The organism is Micromonospora sp. NPDC047740, assembly GCF_043204735.1.
In the GTDB taxonomy this organism is placed as follows: domain Bacteria; phylum Actinomycetota; class Actinomycetes; order Mycobacteriales; family Micromonosporaceae; genus Micromonospora.
The window spans coordinates 96,274-116,088 of record NZ_JBIDCT010000008.1; the positions used below are offsets into that span (position 1 = coordinate 96,274).

Annotated in this window: 13 protein-coding genes and 1 pseudogene; 9 read left to right on the forward strand and 5 right to left on the reverse strand. The window is 74.7% G+C overall.

The genetic code is table 11. From position 1 onward, the window contains the following. Positions 1-44: 44 nt before the first annotated feature. The gene (locus ACGF4F_RS16565; protein WP_357439488.1) at positions 45-1,223 is read left to right on the forward strand and encodes a MarP family serine protease; all 1,179 of its coding nucleotides are present in this window, start codon (positions 45-47) and stop codon (positions 1,221-1,223) included. A 67-nt stretch (positions 1,224-1,290) separates the two neighbouring features. Here the strand turns inward: ACGF4F_RS16565 and ACGF4F_RS16570 are convergent, their stop codons facing one another. The 3 genes and pseudogenes from ACGF4F_RS16570 to eccCa all read right to left on the reverse strand — a co-directional run bounded on the left by ACGF4F_RS16570 (position 1,291) and on the right by eccCa (position 7,489). After that, positions 1,291-2,079 carry a phosphatase PAP2 family protein gene (locus ACGF4F_RS16570; protein WP_393078080.1) on the reverse strand — a complete coding sequence of 263 codons (789 nt, stop codon included), beginning with the start codon at positions 2,077-2,079 and terminating at the stop codon, positions 1,291-1,293. 47 nt (positions 2,080-2,126) lie between these two features. Next, positions 2,127-3,440 carry a type VII secretion-associated serine protease mycosin gene (mycP, locus tag ACGF4F_RS16575; protein WP_393078083.1) on the reverse strand — a complete coding sequence of 438 codons (1,314 nt, stop codon included), beginning with the start codon at positions 3,438-3,440 and terminating at the stop codon, positions 2,127-2,129. Positions 3,441-3,526: 86 nt separating this feature from the next. Beyond that, positions 3,527-7,489, reverse strand: a pseudogene (gene eccCa / locus ACGF4F_RS16580) (type VII secretion protein EccCa). 99 nt (positions 7,490-7,588) lie between these two features. Between eccCa and eccD the strand changes: the two are divergent. After that, on the forward strand, positions 7,589-8,992 hold the full coding sequence (gene eccD, locus ACGF4F_RS16585; RefSeq protein WP_393078086.1) for a type VII secretion integral membrane protein EccD: 1,404 nt from the start codon (positions 7,589-7,591) through the stop codon (positions 8,990-8,992). 58 nt (positions 8,993-9,050) lie between these two features. Here eccD and ACGF4F_RS16590 read toward each other — a convergent pair whose 3' ends face one another. Then, the gene (locus tag ACGF4F_RS16590; protein ID WP_357439498.1) at positions 9,051-9,554 is read right to left on the reverse strand and encodes an inorganic diphosphatase; all 504 of its coding nucleotides are present in this window, start codon (positions 9,552-9,554) and stop codon (positions 9,051-9,053) included. A gap of 156 nt (positions 9,555-9,710) precedes the next feature. Here ACGF4F_RS16590 and dacB point away from each other — a divergent pair, with 156 nt between their 5' ends. From dacB to ACGF4F_RS16610, 4 genes are all read left to right on the forward strand, one after another. Continuing rightward, positions 9,711-11,495, forward strand: coding sequence for a D-alanyl-D-alanine carboxypeptidase/D-alanyl-D-alanine-endopeptidase (gene dacB, locus ACGF4F_RS16595; RefSeq protein WP_393078089.1), 1,785 nt, complete (start codon positions 9,711-9,713; stop codon positions 11,493-11,495). 71 nt (positions 11,496-11,566) lie between these two features. Next, on the forward strand, positions 11,567-12,634 hold the full coding sequence (locus tag ACGF4F_RS16600; RefSeq protein WP_357439501.1) for a zinc-dependent metalloprotease: 1,068 nt from the start codon (positions 11,567-11,569) through the stop codon (positions 12,632-12,634). A gap of 4 nt (positions 12,635-12,638) precedes the next feature. Beyond that, positions 12,639-13,619 carry a tRNA lysidine(34) synthetase TilS gene (gene tilS / locus ACGF4F_RS16605; protein WP_393078093.1) on the forward strand — a complete coding sequence of 327 codons (981 nt, stop codon included), beginning with the start codon at positions 12,639-12,641 and terminating at the stop codon, positions 13,617-13,619. 220 nt (positions 13,620-13,839) lie between these two features. Then, the gene (locus tag ACGF4F_RS16610) at positions 13,840-15,468 is read left to right on the forward strand and encodes a gamma-glutamyltransferase family protein (protein ID WP_393078096.1); all 1,629 of its coding nucleotides are present in this window, start codon (positions 13,840-13,842) and stop codon (positions 15,466-15,468) included. Here ACGF4F_RS16610 and ACGF4F_RS16615 read toward each other — a convergent pair whose 3' ends face one another. Then, positions 15,469-16,428 carry a helix-turn-helix domain-containing protein gene (locus ACGF4F_RS16615; protein ID WP_357439508.1) on the reverse strand — a complete coding sequence of 320 codons (960 nt, stop codon included), beginning with the start codon at positions 16,426-16,428 and terminating at the stop codon, positions 15,469-15,471. It abuts the gene before it with no gap. A 150-nt stretch (positions 16,429-16,578) separates the two neighbouring features. On the opposite strand from ACGF4F_RS16615, the gene ACGF4F_RS16620 reads away from it, so the two are divergent. The 3 genes from ACGF4F_RS16620 to ftsH all read left to right on the forward strand — a co-directional run bounded on the left by ACGF4F_RS16620 (position 16,579) and on the right by ftsH (position 19,801). Further along, complete coding sequence (locus tag ACGF4F_RS16620) at positions 16,579-16,716, forward strand: hypothetical protein (RefSeq protein WP_357439511.1); 138 nt, start codon at positions 16,579-16,581, stop codon at positions 16,714-16,716. Positions 16,717-16,816: 100 nt separating this feature from the next. After that, the gene (gene hpt / locus ACGF4F_RS16625; RefSeq protein ID WP_073837711.1) at positions 16,817-17,392 is read left to right on the forward strand and encodes a hypoxanthine phosphoribosyltransferase; all 576 of its coding nucleotides are present in this window, start codon (positions 16,817-16,819) and stop codon (positions 17,390-17,392) included. 402 nt (positions 17,393-17,794) lie between these two features. Next, entirely contained in the window at positions 17,795-19,801 is a 2,007-nt protein-coding gene (ftsH, locus tag ACGF4F_RS16630; protein WP_073837712.1) for an ATP-dependent zinc metalloprotease FtsH, read from the forward strand. The last annotated feature ends 14 nt before the right edge of the window (positions 19,802-19,815 follow it).

The window sequence follows — 19,815 nt, forward strand, 5'->3', positions numbered from 1 at the left end:
GAGCGCTGAGCCCCCGGCGGGCCGGCTGCCCGTACCCTTGACGGGTGTCGGCCGTGGATCTGGTCCTGCTTCTGCTCATGCTCGTGTTCGCGATCAGCGGATACCGCCAGGGCTTCGTCATCGGGGCGCTGTCCTTCTCCGGCTTCTTCCTCGGTGCGCTGCTGGGGCTCCAGGTCGGCCCGCTGGCGGCCCGGCAGTTCACCGACAGCGGCGCCCGGGTGCTGATCTCCCTCGTGGCGATCTTCGGGCTCGCCGTGATCGGCCAGGCGCTCGCCGGCTGGCTCGGCGCCAACCTGCGGGCCGCGATCACCGGCCGCGCCGGGCGGAAGATCGACGACATCGGCGGGGCCCTCATCTCGGTCTTCGCGGTCATGCTGGTGGCCTGGCTGGTGGCGGTGCCGCTGGGCTCCTCGTCGCTGCCCTGGCTTGCCTCCTCGGTCCGCAACAGCGCTCTGCTCACCGTGGTCGACCGGGTCCTGCCCGACAAGGCGCAGCAGCTCTCCACGGCGCTGCGCGACACGGTCGACACCAATGGCTTCCCGGACGTCTTCGGTGACCTGGCACCGACCCGCGCCCGCCAGGTCGCCCCGCCGGACCCGGCGCTGGCCGGCTCCGAGGTGGTGGCGAACAGCCAGCGGTCGGTGGTGAAGGTGCTGGGCTCCGCGCCGAGCTGCGCCCGCCGCATCGAGGGCTCCGGCTTCGTGTACGCGGACGACCGGGTGATGACCAACGCGCACGTGGTGGCGGGCACCCGCTCGGTGGCCGTGGAGCTGCGCGGCGAGCGGTACGACGGCGAGGTGGTCGTCTACGACCCGGCCCGGGACCTGGCCGTGCTGCACGTGCCGGGGCTGCCCGGTCCGTCGCTGCGCTTCGCCGCCGGGTCGGCCGGCAGTGGGGCGGACGCCATCGTGCTGGGCTTCCCCCTCGACGGCCCGTACGACGCCCGCCCGGCCCGGATCCGGGACGTCGACCGGATCACCGGGCCGGACATCTACTCCTCGGGGGACGTGACCCGGGAGATCTACACGATCCGGGCGCTGGTGCGCAGCGGCAACTCGGGCGGACCGCTGGTCTCCTCGAACGGGCTGGTGCTCGGGGTGATCTTCGCGGCGGCGGCCGACGACCCGAACACCGGCTTCGCGGTGACCGCCGCCGAGGCCCGGTCGGTGGCGCTGGCCGGCGCGGAGCGTACCCGGGCGGTCGGCACCGGCGACTGCACCTGAGCCGACCGGCGGCGGCAGACCGCCCGACCGGCGCCGGCAGCCCCACGTCCGGCGCGGTCGGATCGACCTACAGTTGCGTGCCGTTCCGCCGGGGATCGGCGAGTTCCGGCTCGACGCCCTCCCGGACGGTCCGCGCCCGGTGGTGACCGGTCCGGGCCCGCCATGTGCTGAACGCGGCCGTGGTGGCGGCGAGCACCGCCACGCCGAGCAGCCACCCGCCCACCACGTCGCTGGTCCAGTGCACCCCGAGCGCGATCCGGCTGAGGCCGGTCACCACGGTGATCAGCACCGCCGCGGTCCAGAGCGCCCAGCGCAGCAGCCGCCGGCCCCGGGTGAACGGCAGGAAGACCAGCAGCAGCACCCCGGCGGCCAGGGTCGCGTTCAACGCGTGCCCGGAAGGGAAGGCGAACCCGGCCGCCCGGGCCACCGGGTCGAGCAGGTCCGGCCGCTGCCGGCCGACCAGCACCTTGAGCAGGGCGCCGAGCAGGCCGCCGACGGTCATCGTGGTGACCACCCAGAGGGCCAGCCGCCGGGCCCGGCGGAGCAGCAGCCAGGCCACCACGACCGCCGTGGCGGCGCGCAGCGGGTTGGGCGCGAAGACGTCCGTCCAGACACTCATCAGCCGCACCCATGCCGGGTGGTGGAGGGCGTACCGGTGCAGCGCGTCGGTGACCGTGACGTCCAGCCGGAACAGGGGCGGCCAGGCGGCCAGCACCAGGAGCGCCAGCAGGGCGAACGGCACCAGCACCAGGAACGCCGCGGCGGCGGCCAGGGTGAGCCGCAGCCCCAGCGAATCGTCCGGGTCCAATCGGCGGGTCCGCCAGGACCGCTGGCCGCCCGCAGTCGACGCGTTCATGTGCTGACCACTACCCACGGCAGTTCCCGGCCAGACCGCGGCCCGGGTCAGCGGCGCGACTGGCGGAACCGGCGGACCACCAGCGCGGCACCGGTGACCAGGGCGACGAACAGGGCGAGCCCGGTCCAGAGCCGTTCCGGCGCCGGGTCGTCGGTCTGGCCGGCCGGGTGGGCCGCCCACGGGGGCTGCTTCTTCGGCGCGGCGAAGCCGAACGGATTGGCGCCCTGCCCGGCGGCGGCCCGGGTGTCCGGCCCGGTGCCGGGTGCCGGGCCGAAGCCCACCACCCCGGGAGAGTCGTTGTCGTCGAGCGGGTTGCGCCCCACCGACGGCACGTCGGTGGTCAGCGCGGCCACCGGGTCCACCATGCCGTAGCCGAACCGGTCGTCGCGGCCGGTCGGGCCCAGGTCCCGCGCGGTCCTGATGATCCGGTTGACGACGTCCCCGGCGGACATCTGCGGGTACCGGGCGCGGATCAGGGCGGCGGTCGCCGCGACCAGCGGGGAAGCGAAGCTGGTGCCCTGCACCCGCCAGTAGCCGCTGTCGGGGCGGGCTCCGTAGAGCGCGGTCGCGGGCGCGGTGACCACCGTCTCGTGGCCGGTGATCGAGCCGGACCACAGGTTCTTGGTGTTGCGTTCCAGGCCGGCCACGGCGATCACGCCCGGCTCCCGGGCCGGGTACCAGACCTTGGGGCTGTTCGAGGTGGCCAGGTTGCCGGTGCAGGCGACCACCACGACGTCGCGGGCGAAGGCGTAGTCGAGGGCGGCGGCCAGGGCGGGGCTGTCGCTGCTGCCGCCGAGGGACAGGTTGATCACGCGGGCGCCGTTGTCGACCGCCCAGCGCACCCCCTTGGCGACGATCATCGCGTCGTCGTACCGGTTCTCGTCGTCGAGCACCCGGACCGGGAGGATCTTGGCATCGGGCGCGAGGCCGACCACGCCCCGGTCGTCGTCGGCGCGTCCGGCGATCAGCCCGGCGACCGTGGTGCCATGACCCACCGGATCCGGGCCGTCGGCCCCGTCCGGCGAGACCAGGTCGATGCCGGGGAGCACCTGGCCGACCAGGTCCGGGTGGGAACCGTCCACTCCGGAGTCGATGACCGCGACCACCACACCGCGTCCGGTCGAGCCGCGCCAGGCGGTCTTCGCCCGCAGCTCGTCGAGCTGCCACTGCTCCTCGCGGACCTGGTCCACCCGGCTGGGTGCCGGCGACAGCCAGGCCGGCCCCGGGGCGGCGGTGGCCGGGGCGGCGTGCGCGGGCGGGGCCAGCGGGCCGGCCACGGTGGCGAGCGCGCCCGCCGCACCGAGCAGCGCGCGCCCGACGAGCCGTCGGGCCGCCCTCGCTGACTGCCGATCCCCGGTCACATTCCCCAGCCGTTCATCGCCACCGAAACATGCTGCTCGGAGATTACCGGTTTTCCCGTACGCCACGGTGCCGGTCACGGACACCGTCACCCGGCCGGCAGGTGGGCCAGCTGCACCAGGCGTACGCCCTCCCGGCGGGTGACCAGGCGGCCCCGGCCGGGCGGTAGCGGACCGGCCTTCACCTGATCGACGAGCGGGCCCTCTTCCGGGGCGCCCGACATCACCAGACCGGCGGTGGAGAGTTCCCGCAGCCGCTGGATGATCGGCTCGTACGAGGTCCGGCCGGCACCGCCGGAGCGGCGGGCCAGCACCAGGTGCAGGCCGACGTCCCGGGCGTGCGGCAGGTGCTCCTCCAGGGCGCGCAACGGTTGCTGGGGCCACCGGCCACCAGGTCGTAGTCGTCCACCAGCACGAACAGTTCGGGCCCGGCCCACCAGGACCGGCTGCGCAGCTCGGCCGGGGTGACCTCCGGCCCGGGGAGGCGCCCCTGCAGGTAGCCGGCCGCCGACTCGATCAGCTCGGTGGTGTGCGGCGCGGCCGTGCCGTACCCGATCAGGTGCGCCGTCTCGATCGTGCCGATCAGGCTGCGCCGGTAGTCCACCAGGATCACCCGGGCCTGCTCCGGGGTGAACCGGTTGACGATCGAGGTGGCCAGCGCGCGCAGGAACGACGACTTGCCGCACTCGGCGTCGCCGAAGACCACGAAGTTCGGCTCGGTGGCGAAGTCCAGCACCACCGGGCGCAGGTCCGCCTCGGCCACCCCGATCGGGAAGGCCAGCCCGCTGGTCGCCTGCTGGTCCAGCTCGGCGTACGGCAGCACCGGCGGGAGCAGCCGGACCCGGGGCGCGGCGGGCCCGGCCCAGGCCCCGGCAACCGCCTTGACCAGGTCGGTGGTCTCCGCGCCCAGGCCAGCCACGCGCGGCTGGGCGGCGAGGAAGTGCAGGCCGCCCGGGGTGATCCCGCGTCCCGGCTGCTCCTCCGGCACGGTCGCGGCGACAGGTCGCTTCACCACCACCGAGTCGGCCGGGTCGCCGAGGCGCAGTTCCAGCCGCGAGCCGAAGAGGTCCCGGATCGCCGGCCGGAAGTCCGACCAGCGCAGGGCGGTGGCCACCACGTGCACCCCGTACGCCAGACCCCGGGTGGCCAACTCGGTGACCAGCGGTTCCAGGTCCTCGTAGTCGTTGCGCAGGCTGTTCCAGCCGTCCACGACCAGGAAGACGTCGCCGAACGGGTCGGTGCCCGGCTGCCCGCCGGCCAGCGTCGCCGCCCGCCGCCGGCGCCAGGCCGCCATCGACTCCACGCCCGCCTCGGCGAAGCGCCGCTCCCGCTCGGCCAGCAGGGCGGCGATCTCGCCCACGGTCCGGCGTACGGCGGTGGCGTCGGCGCGCCCGCTGACCCCGCCCACGTGCGGCAGGTCGCGCAGCGCGGCGAGCGCCCCGCCGAAGTCCAGGCAGTAGACCTGTGCCTCGGCCGGGGTGTGGGTGAGCGCCAGCGCGCAGATCAGCGTCCGCAGCAGGGTGGACCGGCCGCTGCGGGTGGTGCCGACCACCGCGACGTGCCCGGCCGCCCCGTCCAGGGCCAGCCAGTACAGGTCCCGCCGCTGCTCGAGCGGTTTGTCCACCACAGCCACCGGCACCTGGAGGGCGCCGTGCAGCTCGGGGTTGCCCACGGCCAGCCCGCGAACCGGGTCGGGACCCACCGGACCGAACAGCTCGTCCAGGGCGGGGGACTCGTCCAGCGGCGGCAGCCACACCTGGTGCGCCGGCGGGCCCTGCCCGGCCAGCCGCCCGACCAGCAGGTCGAGCAGGGATTCGGTCAGCTCCTCCGCGGCGGGGAGCGCGGCCGGGGCGGCCGGTTCGGGCAACGGCACCGGATGGGTGGAGAAGGCGTGCAGCCGGGGCGGTCCGGCACCGGGCCTACCCGCCGCGTCGGACCGGCGGCGCACCGGGCCGGAGACGTACGCGGCCTTGAACCGGACCAGCGGGTCGGTGCCCGAGCGCAGGTAGCCGTGCCCGGGGGAGCGGGGCAACTCGTGCGCGTCCGGCACCCCGAGCACCGTCCGGGACTCCAGCGCCGAGAAGGTCCGCAACCCGATCCGGTACGACAGGTGCGTGTCCAGCCCGCGCAGCCGTCCCTCCTCCAACCGCTGCGAGGCCAGCAGCAGGTGTACGCCGAGCGACCGGCCGACCCGGCCGATCTGGACGAAGAGGCCGATGAAGTCCGGCTTGGCCGAGAGCAGTTCGGAGAACTCGTCGCAGATGAGCAGCAGCGACGGCAGCGGGGCGAGTGGGCTGCCGGCCGCCCGGGCCCGCTCGTAGTCGCGCAGGCTGGCGAAGTTGCCGGCCCGGCGGAGCAACTCCTGTCGGCGCGTCAGCTCACCGTTGATCGCGTCGACCATGCGGTCGACCAGGGGCAGCGCGTCGGCCAGGTTGGTGATCACCGCGGCGGTGTGCGGCAGCCGCTCGAAGGGCGCGAAGGTGGCCCCGCCCTTGAAGTCGACCAGGACGAAGTTGAGCTGCTCCGAGCTGTGCGTGGCGGCCAGCCCCAGCACCAGCGTCCGGAGCAGCTCCGACTTGCCGGAGCCGGTCGCGCCGATGAGCAGACCGTGCGGGCCCATGCCGTCCTGCGCGGACTCCTTGAGGTCCAGCTCGATCGCGCCGCCGTCGGCGCCCACCCCGATCGGCACCCGCAGCCGGTCCCGGGCGGCCCGTGGGGCCCAGCCCTGCTCGGCCGTGAAGTTCTCCGGGTCACCGGTGCCGAGCAGCTCGGGCAGGCCGGGCTCGGCGCCGGGCGGGGCGTCGGGTCCGCGTACCGTGCCGGCAAGCCGCAGCGGGGCGAGCCGGCGGGCGACGGCCTCGGCGTCGGCGAGGGCCAGCCCGTCCGCGGTGCCGACCTCGGCGTGCCCCTCGGCGGAGTGCGAACGCAGCCGGCCGTCGGCCAGGTCGAGCAGGAGGGCGTACCGGTCGAGCAGGCGGGGCGGCGGGGTGTCCAGGTCGAGCACGGTGACCGCGTCAATGCCGCCGTCCCCGGCGAGGTCGGTGGCCCCGGTCAGGTCGCCGCCGTCGAGCACCACCACCACGTGCGGGCCGTCGGTGGCCGGACCGGCCGGGCTGAACCGGGAGCGGCTGGCCAGCACCTCGTCGAGCAGCCGCTCCAGCTCGGCGGCGGAGCTGGTGACCAGCCGGACCGGGCCGAGCGCGTCGGTGCGGGTCGGGTGGTGGGCGTGCGGCAGCCACTTGACCCACTCCCAGCACGCCCGCCGCTCGGGACCGGCGCAGACCGCGATCAGCAGTTCGTCCGGGGCGTGGAAGACGGCGAGCTGGGTGAGCATGGCCCGGGCCAGCGCCTGCGCGGCCGGCGAGCCGGCCCTGCGTGGGTCGAGTTGTCGCAGGTCCGGGCCACGCACGAACACCCGGGCGAAGCTGCGCAGTGACAGCGCCACCGGCAGGTCCGGCACCACCGCGTACGCGTCGAGGAAGCGCCGCAGCGCCCCCGCCGTCATCGGCTCCAGCTCCTTCCAGCGGCCGGGTGACCGGAGGGACCAGCGGGGTGGCCAACGTCTGCGGTCCGACCCCGACCCGGACCACGGCGAAATCGGGGTCGCCCGGCCGCCGCTCCCAGACCCGATGGCTGTCCACTGTCGACCAGAGCCGGCCGGGGTCGGGGTGCCGGTAGTAGAGCCCGGCCCGCTGCGCCCCGGCGGTCTCCCGGACCCGGCGCCGCAGCGTGGCCAGGTGCCGCAGGTAGTCCCGGCGGGCGGCCATCAGCTCCGACTTTCTCGGGCCGGCGCTGCCCCAGGAGGTCACCAGCATCGCCAGCGAGGAGAGCCCGAACATGCCGCCCACCACGTACGAGTAGGCCCCGCCGCCCCGGCCGAACATCATCGCCATCGCCACCGTGCCGCCGAGCATGGGCAGCACCATCAGCGCCTGCTGCCAGCGCCCGCCGGTGGCCACCGGGATCTCCGGCGGTGCCTCGACGGGCAGCTCGCCGGCCGGTATCTCCGGCGCCGGACGGCGTGCCGGTCGCTTGATGACCACAGTGGACACACAGCCTCCCATGGCTCTCGGTAACCTGAGCCTGGCTCATCGTAGGTAAAGTCCTGTCGTCCGTCAGCCGCCGTTTCCGCTCACCATGGAGAAATATCGATGACAAGCGGGCTGGCCCGGGTCACCATCAGCGCTCCGCAGCGCCGGGTGGACGTGGCCCTGCCGGAGCAGGTCCCCCTGGCCGAGCTGCTGCCGGAGGTGCTCCGGCACGCCGGCGAAGGGTTGGCCGACGACGGGGAGCGGCACGGCGGCTGGGTGCTGCGCCGCACCGACGGCGCGGTGCTGGCCACGGCGCAGGCGTTGCTGCCCCAGGGCGTCCGCGACGGCGAGGTGCTGCACCTCGTTCCGGCCCGCGCCGAGTGGCCCGAGCTGGAGTACGACGACGTGATCGAGGCGATCGCCGTTGGAGCGCGCCGCCGGGGTGCCGCCTGGTCGCCCGCGGCCACCCGGGCCGCCACGCTGGCCGGGGCGGGCGTGCCGCTCGCCGTGGGGCTGCTCGCCGTGCTCGCCGCCGGGCCCGAGCACCGGAGCGGCTGGCCGGTCGCCACCGCGGTGGCCCTGCTCCTCGTGCTCGCCGCCACCGCCGCCTCCCGGGCGTACGGCGATGCGCCAATCGGCGCGACCCTGGGTGGGTACGCCCTGCCGTACGCCGCCGCGGCCGGTGCCCTCGCGGTCGGCTCCGGCGACCCGGTCGGCCCGTTCGGGCCGCTGCGCTGGGTCGGCGCGCCCGAGCTGCTGGCCGGCTCGGTGGCGCTGCTCCTGGTGTCGGTGCTCGGCCTGCTCGGGGTGGCCAGCCGGTCCCGGGTCGTCGTGGCCGGCGCGACCACCGGCGCGGGCGGCGTGCTCGCCGCCCTCGGCGGGTTCCTGCTCGACCCGGCCGGCGCCGCCGCCGTGCTGTTCTGCGGGCTGGTCTTCGCGCTCGGCGGGCTGCCCCTGCTGGCCATCCGGCTCGGCAAGCTGCCGCTGCCGCCGATCACCCTGCCCGTCACCACCCCGGCCGGCGCTCCCGACGGGGTCCGCGACCTGCCGGATCAGGGGCGGGTGTACGCGGCGGTGGCCCGGACCGAGGAGATGCTGACCGGGATGCTGCTCGGGCACGCCGTGCTGGCGGTCGCCGCCACGGTGGTGCTCGCCACCGCCGGCGGGCTGGCCGGGCGGCTGCTGGCGGCGGCCGGCTGCGCGGTGCTGCTGCTGCGCTCCCGGCTCTTCGTGGCGGTCCGCCACCGGGTGCCCGCGGTGGCCGCCGGGCTGGCCGGGTACGCCCTGCTCGGCGCGGTGCTCGCCGACCGCGCCGGTCCGACCGGCCGGCTCGCGCTGGCCGTCGGCGGGCTCGCCCTGGCCCTGGTCGCCGTGGCGGCCGGCGCCCGGTACGCCCAGCGGCCGGTCTCCCCGTACCTCGGTCGGCTGGCCGACCTGACCGACACCGCGCTGGTGGTGTCCCTGGTGCCGGTGGCCTGCGCAGTGCTCGACCTCTACGACCGGGCCCGCGGCCTGCTCGGCTGAGCCAACGCGCGGGCCCGGGTCGCTCGGCTGAGCGGCCCGGGCCCGTCGACGTCGAAAATCAGTGGTGCTCGCCGCGCTCGGCGGCCTCCTTGGCGCGCTGGTACGAGGCCTGGATCTCGGCCTCGGCCTCGGTACGACCCACCCAGGTCGCGCCCTCGACCGACTTGCCCGGCTCCAGGTCCTTGTACACCTCGAAGAAGTGCTGGATCTCCAGCCGGTCGAACTCGCCCAGGTGGTGGATGTCCCGCAGGTGCTCCTGACGCGGGTCCTCGTAGGGGACGCAGAGGACCTTGTCGTCGCCGCCCTTCTCGTCCGTCATACGGAACATGCCGATGGTGCGGCAGCGGATCAGGCAGCCCGGGAAGGTGGGCTCGGGGACCAGCACCAGCGCGTCCAGCGGGTCGCCGTCCTCGCCCAGAGTGCCCTCGATGAAGCCGTAGTCAGCCGGGTACTGCGTGGAGGTGAAGAGGGTGCGGTCCAGCCGGATCCGGCCGGTCGCGTGGTCCACCTCGTACTTGTTCCGGTGACCCTTGGGGATCTCAACCGTGACGTCGAAATCCATCTCGCACGCTCCCTCGTTTGCCCACGCTGGCTAACGGAAACCAGTGGCGCCGCTCCCGGGGAAGGCTGAATGACCCCCGCCGGCTCCGGCCGCCGCATAGTGTTCGGACCGAAGTAGTGTCACCCAGGGTGCTTTTGAGCGGGGGAGGAGGGGGTCGTGGGGAGGGAAGATTCACACTACCGCCCCGAGGGGGTTGACGGGCGGAACTTCGGCGGTTCCGGGTCCGGCGGCGCCACCGGCCGGGTACCGGTCCCCGACGCGCATCTTCCGCGTACCCCCGGGCGGGTGACCGGGTCCGCCTCCGTCGGCCGCGACCAGCAGGGGTACGGCGCCAACCCGGTGGGCCGGGCCGACCCGGGGCAGTACGGCCCGGGCCCGCTGAACTGGCCCACGCACGACGCACCCGGCGGGGTGCCGGTGAGCCCGCCGGCCGGTGGGATGCCGGTGAGCCCGCCCGCCCCGCCGTACGGTGCCGCACCGGTTCCGCCCCCGCCCCCGCGCCGGAGCCGGGTCCGGCTGCTGACGGTGCTGGCCGCCGTGCTGGTGATCGCCCTGGCCGCCGTCGGGCTGGTCGTGGTCCGCCCCGGCCCGCTCGCCGGCTGGCTGGGCGGCGAGGCCGGCGCGCCCCGGGCGAGCGCCCAGCCACCCGAGCCCGACCCGCCGGCCGTGCTGGCCGGCCTCGACGCCAACGCACCACAGCCGACCCCCGACGGGGTACGCGCCGCGCTCGAACCGCTGGTCGGCGCCGCGGCGCTCGGTGACCGGGTGAACCTGTCGGTGGCCGACGTGACCACCGGCCAGCAGCTCTACGGTCGCGGCCAGGACACCCCCACCGTTCCCGCGTCGGTGACCAAGCTGGCGACGGCCGTCGCGGTGCTGGTCGCCCGGGGGCCGGCGTACCGGATCGCCACCCGCGCGGTGGCCGGCGCGGCCCCCGGCGAGGTGGTCCTGGTGGGCGGCGGCGACCCGACCCTCGCGGTCGACAAGAACGGCTTCTACCCGAACGCGGCGCGGTTGGACGACCTCGCCGCCCAGGTCCGCAAGGCGCTCGGCGGCACCGCTCCGACGAAGGTCACGGTCGACTCGTCGCTGTTCAGCGGCCCGGTGTACGAGCCCGGCTGGGACGACGACATCCCCACCGGCGGGTTCGGCGCGGCGATCAGCGCGCTGACGACGGACGCCGCCCGGAAGGACCCGGAGGAGGCCCGGAAGAACTTCGACGACACCCACGGCGCGGCCGAGCGGGTGCCCCAGCCGGACCTGACCGCCGGCCGGCAGTTCGCGAAGCTGCTCGGGCTCTCCGGCGCCGCCGCGGAGGTCAAGCGGGGCAGCGCCCCCGGCGCCTCGGCCGGGGCGGCGCCTGCGCCCGGCGCCGAGCTGGGCAAGGTCGAGTCGTTGCCGCTGGTCCGGCTGGTCGACATCATGATCAGCGACAGCGACAACGTGATCGCCGAGTACCTGGCCCGGCAGGTGGCCCTCGCCAAGGGCCAGCCGGCGTCGTTCGTCGGGGGCGCGGCCGCCACCGACCAGGTGATCGGCGAGCTGGGCCTGCCGGCCGACGAGATCAGCCTGGCGGACGGCAGCGGCCTGTCCCGGACCAACCGGATCAGCCCGTCGCTGCTCACCGACCTGATCACCCTCGCCGGCAACGGCAGCCACCCCGAGCTGGCGGCGATCTTCGGCGGACTGCCGGTCGGTGCCTGGTCCGGCACCCTCGGCGACCGCTACCAGGCGTCGGTGACCAAGGCCGGGGCCGGCGTGGTCCGGGCCAAGACCGGCACGCTGACCGGGGTCAACGCGATCGCCGGCCTGGTCACCACCGCCGACAACCGGCTGCTCACCTTCGCCGTGCTCACCGACCGGACCACCGGCAGCCTCGACGAGACCCGGGAGGCCCTCGACCGGATCAGCTCCGCGCTGGCCCGCTGCGGCTGCCGCTGACCGGCGCGACCGGCGTCGATCGGCGGGCGCGAGCGCAGGTCGGGGTGTCGCGGCGCGGGTACGGTGGGTTCATGGCGCAGTTCGTGGACTGGGATCTGGCCGCCGCCACCGCGGGGGCACTGGGCAAGTCGGGCCCCCGGGTGTCGTACGCCGAGGCCACCGACGTGGTCAGCGAGCTGCGACGGCTGACCGAGGAGGCGGCCGGGCACGTCGCCGACTACACCGGCCTGCGGGCCCAGGTCACCCACCCGCCCGTACGGGTGGTCGACCGCCGGGACTGGGCGGCCGCGAACATCGCCGGGCTGCGCGAGGTGATCAGCCCGCTGGTGAACCGCCTCTCCGGGGACAAGCGCCCCGGGCCGCTGACCGAGGCGATCGGCTCCCGGCTCACCGGGGTGCAGGCCGGGACCGTGCTGGCGTACCTCTCCGGCCGGGTGCTCGGCCAGTACGAGGTCTTCGCCGGCGACCCCGGCCAGCTCCTGCTGGTGGCGCCGAACATCGTCGAGGTGGAGCGGAAGCTGGGGGCCGACTCCCGGGACTTCCGGCTCTGGGTCTGCCTGCACGAGGTGACCCACCGGACCCAGTTCACCGCCGTGCCGTGGATGCGCGCGTACTTCCTGAGCGAGGTGCAGGCGTTCGTGGACGCCGCGCAGGCGGGCGAACACCTGCTGGAACGGCTGCGCCGGGGGATCGCCACGCTCTCCGACGCGGTGAAGGACCCGGACAGCCGGGCGAGCGTGCTGGACATCGTGCAGACCCCGGCGCAGCGGGCCGTGCTCGACCGGCTCACCGCGCTGATGACCCTGCTGGAGGGGCACGCCGAGTTCGTCATGGACGGCGTCGGCCCGCAGGTCATCCCGAGCGTGGAGTCGATCCGCGCGGCGTTCAACCGGCGCCGGGAGTCGGGCAACCCGCTGGAGAAGGCCATCCGCCGGCTGCTCGGCATCGAGGTCAAGATGCGCCAGTACGCCGAGGGCCGCAAGTTCGTGCACGGCGTGGTCGACCGGGTCGGCATGGCCGGCTTCAACAAGATCTTCGATTCGCCGCTGACCCTGCCCCGGCTGGACGAGCTGGGCGACCCGGACGCCTGGGTGGCCCGGGTGCACGGGCCGACCGGCGCCACCCCGGCCGCCTCCTGAGCCCGTGGCCGCGCTCGCCCCGCCGGTCGCCGCCGTCCGGGTCGCCGTCCGCCGGGCGTTGACCGGGCTGCCCGGGGACGGGCCGGTGCTGGTGGCCTGCTCCGGCGGCGCTGACTCGCTCGCGCTGGCCGCGGCCACCGCCTTCGTGGCGCCCCGCCTCGGCCGGCGCGCCGGCCTGGTGACCGTCGACCACGGCCTGCAACCCGGCTCCGCGGAGCGGGCCGAGGCGGTGGCCGGTTGGGCCCGCGAGCGGGGCCTGGATCCGGTGGAGGCGGTGCCGGTGCGGGTCGACGGGCGTACCGGCGGCCCGGAGGCGGCCGCCCGCGACGCCCGGTACGAGGCGCTGGTCGCCGCCGGCCGGCGGCACGGGGCGATCGCGGTGCTGCTCGGGCACACCCGCGACGACCAGGCCGAGACGGTGCTGCTCGCGCTGGCCCGGGGCGCCGGCCCGCGCGGCCTGGCCGGCATGCCGGAGCGCCGCGAGCTGGCCGGGGTGCCGCTGCTGCGTCCGCTGCTCGACGTCTCCCGGGAGGACACCCGCAAGGCGTGCGCGGCGCTCGGGCTCACCCCGTGGGACGATCCGCACAACACCGACCCGGCGTACGCCCGGTCCCGGGTCCGGGCCGAGGTGCTGCCGGCGCTGGTCCGCGCGCTCGGCCCGGGGGTGGTGGACAACCTGGCCCGGACCGCCCGCCTGGTGGCGGCCGACGCCGCCGCCCTCGACGCCCACGCCGCCGCCGCGCTCGCCGACGTACGGGCGGCCGGGGGCGGGCTCGCGGTCGAGGCGCTGGCCGCGCTGCCGCCGGCGGTCCGCACCCGGGTGCTGCACGCCTGGGCCCGGGAGTTGGGCGCCGTTCCGGCCGCCCTGTCGCACCGGCACGTCGCCGCGCTGGACGCCCTGGTCACCGACTGGCACGGACAGGGCGCCGTGCACCTGCCCGGTGGGCTGCCGGTGGTCCGCCGCGACGGCCGCCTGACCACCTGACCCGGTGGCCGCCGGCCTCCGGGTGCCCGCGGCCGCCAGTTCGCCGAGCTGGGGTGACCTGGCACGGGGGATGCCGCCAGGTCGCCGAGGCGGAGAGGCGGACCGCGAAATCGCCGAGGTGGCGGTGACCGCCGGCCACTGATGCCCCCACATCGCCGAGGTGGCGTGATCAGCGGGCCGGGGTCTCGCCGGGAGCCGCCGGAGGCGGTAGACAGGGCGGATGGCGTACCCCCGACAGCCGCTGCTCGCCCCCAACGGTGCCGTCGCGACCAGCCAGCCGCTCGCGGCGGCCGCGGGCCTGGCCGTGCTGCGGCGCGGCGGCAACGCTGTCGACGCCGCGCTGGCCACCGCGATCACCCTGACCGTGGTGCAGCCACCGTCGAACGACATCGGCGGCGACCTGTTCGCGATCGTCTGGGACGGCGAGCGGCTGCACGGGTTGAACGCCTCCGGCCGGTCACCCGCGGCGCTGACCCGGGAGCTGGTGCTGGCCGCGACCGACCGGCGGGGCGCGCCACCGGTCGACGCGCTCGGCGGCGCGCAGGCGGCCGGGCCGACCATGCCGGCCCGGGGCTGGCTGCCGGTGACCGTGCCCGGCGCGCCGGCCGGCTGGCGGGACCTGCACGACCGGTTCGGGTCGCTGCCCTTCGCCGACCTCTTCGCCGACGCGATCGGCTACGCCGAGCGCGGCTACCCGGTCGCCGCCGGCACCGCCGCCACCTGGGCGCGCGGCGTCGCCGCCCACAACGGGCTGGTGGGCGCGGAGCACGCCGAGTTCCGCCGGGTGTTCACCGTGGGCGGCCGGGCGCCGCGACCGGGGGAGCGGTGGCGCAACCCGGACGCGGCCGGGACGCTGCGGCGGATCGCCGACAGCGGTGCGGAGGACTTCTACCGGGGGCGGATCGCGGCGGCGCTCGACGGGCACGCGGCCCGGACCGGCGGGTTCGTCACCGGCGACGACCTGGCCCGGCACCGGTCCACCTGGGTGGATCCGGTGCGGGTCCGCTACCGCGGGCACGAGGTGTGGGAGCTGCCGCCGAACGGGCAGGGGATCGCGGCGCTGCTGGCCCTGGACATCCTGGACGGAGTGGACCTGGCCGCGCTGAGCCCGGAGGAACGGCTGCACTGGCAGATCGAGGCGGTGAAGCTCGGCTTCGCCGACGCGCACGCGTACGTCGCCGACCCGGAACGGGCGGAAGTGCCCACGGCGGCCCTGCTCGACCCGGCGTACGCGGCGGCCCGCCGGGCGCTGGTCACCGGGCGCGCGGGCGAGCCGGTGGCCGGCGAGCCGGAGCGCGGCGGCACCGTCTACCTCTGCACCGCGGACGCCGGCGGCATGATGGTCAGCCTGATCCAGTCCACCTACCTGGCCTTCGGCTCGCACGTGGTGCTGCCCGGGCACGGCTTCGCGCTGCAGAACCGGGGCCTCGGCTTCCGGCTCGACCCCGACCACCCGAACGTGGTGGGTCCGGCGAAGCGCCCGTTCCACACCATCATCCCGGGCTTCCTGACCCGGGACGGCGCCCCGGTCGGCCCGTTCGGCCTGATGGGCGGGCACATGCAGCCGCAGGGGCACGTGCAGCTGGTCTCCGCGACCCTGGACGACGGGCGCGACCCGCAGGCCGCCCTGGACGCCCCGCGCTGGTACTGGCACGCCGGGCGGACCCTGCTGGTCGAGCCGGCGCTCGACCCGGAGCTGGTCGCCGGCCTGCGGGCCCGGGGGCACGAGGTCACCGTCGCGGCGGAGCCGTCGGTCTTCGGGTACGGCCAGGCGATCTGGCGCTCGCCCTCCGGCGGGTACGTGGCCGGGTCCGAGTCCCGAATCGACGGCGCGATGCTGGGCTGGTGATCAGGCCTCGACCCGTTCCCGGAACGTGGTCCGGTAGGCGTGCGGGGTGGTGCCCACCCGGCGGGTGAAGTGGTGCCGCAGCGCCGCCGCGTCGCCGAAGCCGGCCTGGTCGGCGACGCTGTCCACGCTCAGCCGGGTCTCCTCGAGCAGCCGCCGGGCGAGCAGCACCCGCTGGTTGGTGAGCCAGTCGTGCGGGGTGGTGCCGGTCTCGGCGCGGAACCGGCGGGCGAAGGTACGCGGCGCCATGCCGGCCCGGGCGGCCAACTCGTCCACGGTCACCGACCGGTCCAGGTGGCCCATCAGCCACTCCAGCACCGGTTCCAGGGTGGGTGCCTCCGGCGCCTTCGGGATCGGTGCCTCGACGTACTGGGACTGGCCGCCGTCGCGGTGCGGGGGGACGACCATCCGCCGGGCCAGCCGGGTGGCGGTCGCCGAGCCGTGTTCCTGGCGGACCAGGTGCAGGCAGGCGTCGATCCCGGCGGCGGTGCCGGCGCTGGTCAGCAGCCGCCCGTCCTGGACGTAGAGGGAGTTGCACTGCACCCGGGCCGCCGGGAACCGGCGTTGCAGGTCGTCCACGTGCCGCCAGTGGGTGGTGCAGTCCCGCCCGTCGAGCAGCCCCGCCTCGCCCAGCACGTACGCGCCGGAGCAGACGCTGAGCAACCAGGCGCCGCGGTCGGCGGCCCGGCGCAGCGCGGCCAGGACCGGCTCCGGGACGGGTGCCCCCTCGGCGTGCGCCGGCACGGCCACCAGATCCGCCTCGTCCACCGGGCTCAGATCGGCGTGCGGGGTGAGCAGGAAGCCGGAGCGGCTGCGGACCGGCCGGCCGTCGAGGGTGCAGACGTCGAAGCGGTAGCCGGGGAAGCCGTCGGCCGTGCGGTCGGTGCCGAACACCTCGGCGAGGACGCCGAGTTCGAACGCGGCGACCTGGTCGAGCGCGATGACGGCCACGGATCGGAGCATGTGACGAGGGTAACCCGACAGGTGGCAGGAAATCGATGCCCAGTGGCATTCCTGCCGCTGTCCGGGCCGGGAATCCGGGCGCAGACTGGATTACATCCGGTGCGCACCGGCGGCGAAACCGACATCAACCACATGAAAGCGAGCGCCGCCATGACCGTCCTGCTGCTCCTGCTCCTGCTGCTCGCCCTCGTCGTCGCGAGCGCCGCCGGGCTGACCGCGGACTCGCGGGACTCGGCCGACTGGAAGCCCACCGACGACGGCCGCCGGTGGAACTCCCGTACCTGCTGAGGTGATTTGCCCATCCCGTACCGAAAATCCCCCGGCGGGACCGCGCCAAAAGGGGCGGCCCCGCCGACGGAGGAGAACCGGCGTACGGCAGGCTAGGAGCATGGCTGACGGCTCCTGGTACGACGCCGACATCGACCACGTGATCATCTCCGAGGCGCAGATCCGCGAGAAGACGGCGGAACTCGCCAAGCAGGTCTCGGCGGACTACGCGCACGTCGACGACGGTCTCCTGCTCGTCTGCGTGCTCAAGGGCGCGGTCATGTTCATGGCCGACTTCGCCCGGGCGCTGGGTCGCCAGGGCCCGCCCGCCGAGCTGGACTTCATGGCCATCTCCTCGTACGGCCAGGGCACCACCTCCTCGGGCGTGGTCCGGATCCTCAAGGACCTGGACCGGGACATCGCCGGCCGGCACGTGGTGGTGGTCGAGGACATCGTCGACAGCGGCCTGACCCTCTCCTGGCTGCTGCGCTACCTGGAGTCCCGCTCTGCGGCCAGCGTCGAGGTGGTCGCCCTGTTCCGCAAGCCGGACGCGGTCAAGGTGCCCGTTCCGGTCAAGTACGTCGGCTTCGACATCCCGACCGAGTTCGTCGTCGGCTACGGCCTGGACTTCGGCGAGCGGTACCGGGAGCTGCCCTACGTCGGCGTCCTGAAGCCCGAGGTGTACGCCCGGGCCTGAGCCCCCCGCCGGCCGGACCCGGCCGGGGAGACTCTGGTTACGTCAAGCGGACGTTCAGCGGGCTTTCAGCCTTCCGGTCTACGGTAGATGCCGGTGACGTGGAGGCACCCTCCATGCCCGACCCCTCGAACCGCGTGACCGGGCGGTCGGGCGGGCCGGGTGGGGAGCTCCCCGCCACGCCGGCTCAAACCCGGGTTCGCCGTACGCGTAAGTGCCGGGCTCGCGAGCTCACATCTGGCACGAACGGTGTACCGTCGAATGACCGCGGCGCGGCAGTAGGCGCGCCTCGGGGTCGGGGCCGGCCCGCACGGCGGCTGCGGCCGCCGCCCGAGGCGGCGACACCATTCAGACGGTCAGGACGTCGATCAGGAGGATGCGGGCGTCTCGATGCCCGACGACAGTATGGAACGTACGCGTTTCTTCCGCCGACCGGTGGTCTGGATCATCCTGGTCATCCTCGGCGCCGTTGTACTCAGTCAGCTGTTCACCGCTGGCCCCAGCTACCACCGGGTGGACACGTCGGTCGCGCTCGAGCAGCTCAACAAGGGCGGCATCGAGAAGGTCGTCTTCCAGGACAAGGAGCAGACGCTCCAGCTCGACCTGAAGGACAAGGCCAAGTTCGACGACACCACCACCGACAAGATCCAGGCTCAGTTCCCGTACGAGGTGGGCAACCAGGTCTGGAACGAGGTCCTCAAGGCCAAGTCCGAAAACAAGATCACCGGTCCGGCCGACACCAAGGTGTCGTCGGACAGCATCTGGGTGAGCCTGCTGGTCAACCTGCTACCGATCGCCCTGCTGGTGCTCCTGCTGCTGTTCTTCATGTCGCAGATGCAGGGCGGCGGCTCGCGGGTGCTCAACTTCGGCAAGTCCAAGGCCAAGATGATCACCAAGGACACGCCGAAGACCACCTTCGCGGACGTGGCCGGGGCGGACGAGGCCGTCGAGGAACTGCACGAGATCAAGGACTTCCTGCAGAACCCGGCGAAGTACCAGGCCCTGGGCGCCAAGATCCCCAAGGGCGTGCTGCTCTTCGGCCCGCCCGGTACCGGTAAGACCCTGCTCGCCCGGGCGGTGGCCGGTGAGGCCGGGGTGCCCTTCTACTCCATCTCCGGCTCGGACTTCGTGGAGATGTTCGTCGGTGTCGGCGCCAGCCGGGTCCGCGACCTCTTCGAGCAGGCCAAGTCGAACGCGCCGGCGATCGTCTTCGTCGACGAGATCGACGCCGTCGGCCGGCACCGTGGCGCCGGCATGGGCGGTGGCCACGACGAGCGGGAGCAGACCCTCAACCAGCTCCTGGTCGAGATGGACGGCTTCGACACCAAGGGCGGCGTCATCCTGATCGCCGCCACCAACCGGCCGGACATCCTCGACCCGGCGCTGCTGCGCCCGGGCCGCTTCGACCGGCAGATTCCGGTCGACGCCCCCGACATGGAGGGCCGCAAGGCCATCCTGCGGGTGCACGCCAAGGGCAAGCCGTTCACGCCCGACGTCGACCTCGACTCGGTCGCCCGGCGTACCCCCGGCTTCAGCGGTGCCGACCTGGCCAACGTGATCAATGAGGCCGCCCTGCTCACCGCCCGCAAGAACCAGCGGGCGATCACCAACGACTCCCTGGAGGAGTCGATCGACCGGGTGATCGCCGGTCCGCAGCGCCGGACCCGGGTGATGAGCGACCAGGAGAAGAAGATCACCGCGTACCACGAGGGTGGGCACGCGCTGGTCGCCTGGGCGCTGCCGCACGCCGCGCCGGTGCACAAGGTGACGATCCTGTCCCGGGGTCGGTCGCTGGGCCACACCCTGGTCCTGCCGACCGAGGACAAGTACACCCAGACCCGGGCCGAGATGGTCGACACCCTGGCGTACGCGTTGGGCGGGCGGGCCGCCGAGGAGCTGGTCTTCCACGAGCCGACCACCGGTGCCGGCAACGACATCGAGAAGGCCACCCAACTGGCCCGCGCGATGATCACCCAGTACGGCATGAGCTCCAAGCTCGGTGCGATCAAGTACGGCACCAGCGGCGACGAGCCGTTCCTCGGCCGCAGCATGGGCCACGAGCGGGACTACTCGGACGCGGTGGCCGCGGAGATCGACGGCGAGATGCGGGCGCTGATCGAGCTGGCCCACGACGAGGCCTGGGAGATCCTGGTGGAATACCGGGACGTCCTGGACAACATCGTGCTCGAGCTGATGGAGAAGGAGACCCTCTCCACGGCCGACATGGCCCGGATCTGTGCCCGGGTGGCGAAGCGCCCGCCGATGGCCCCGTACCACGGCTTCGGCAAGCGCCAGCCCTCCACCGAGCCGCCCGTGCTCACCCCCGCCGAGAAGGAGGCCCTGAAGGCGCAGGCCCAGGCCGACGGCGCCTCGGTCGGCGGGTCCGCGAACAACTCGGACGGTACCCACTGAGCACCGACCCGACG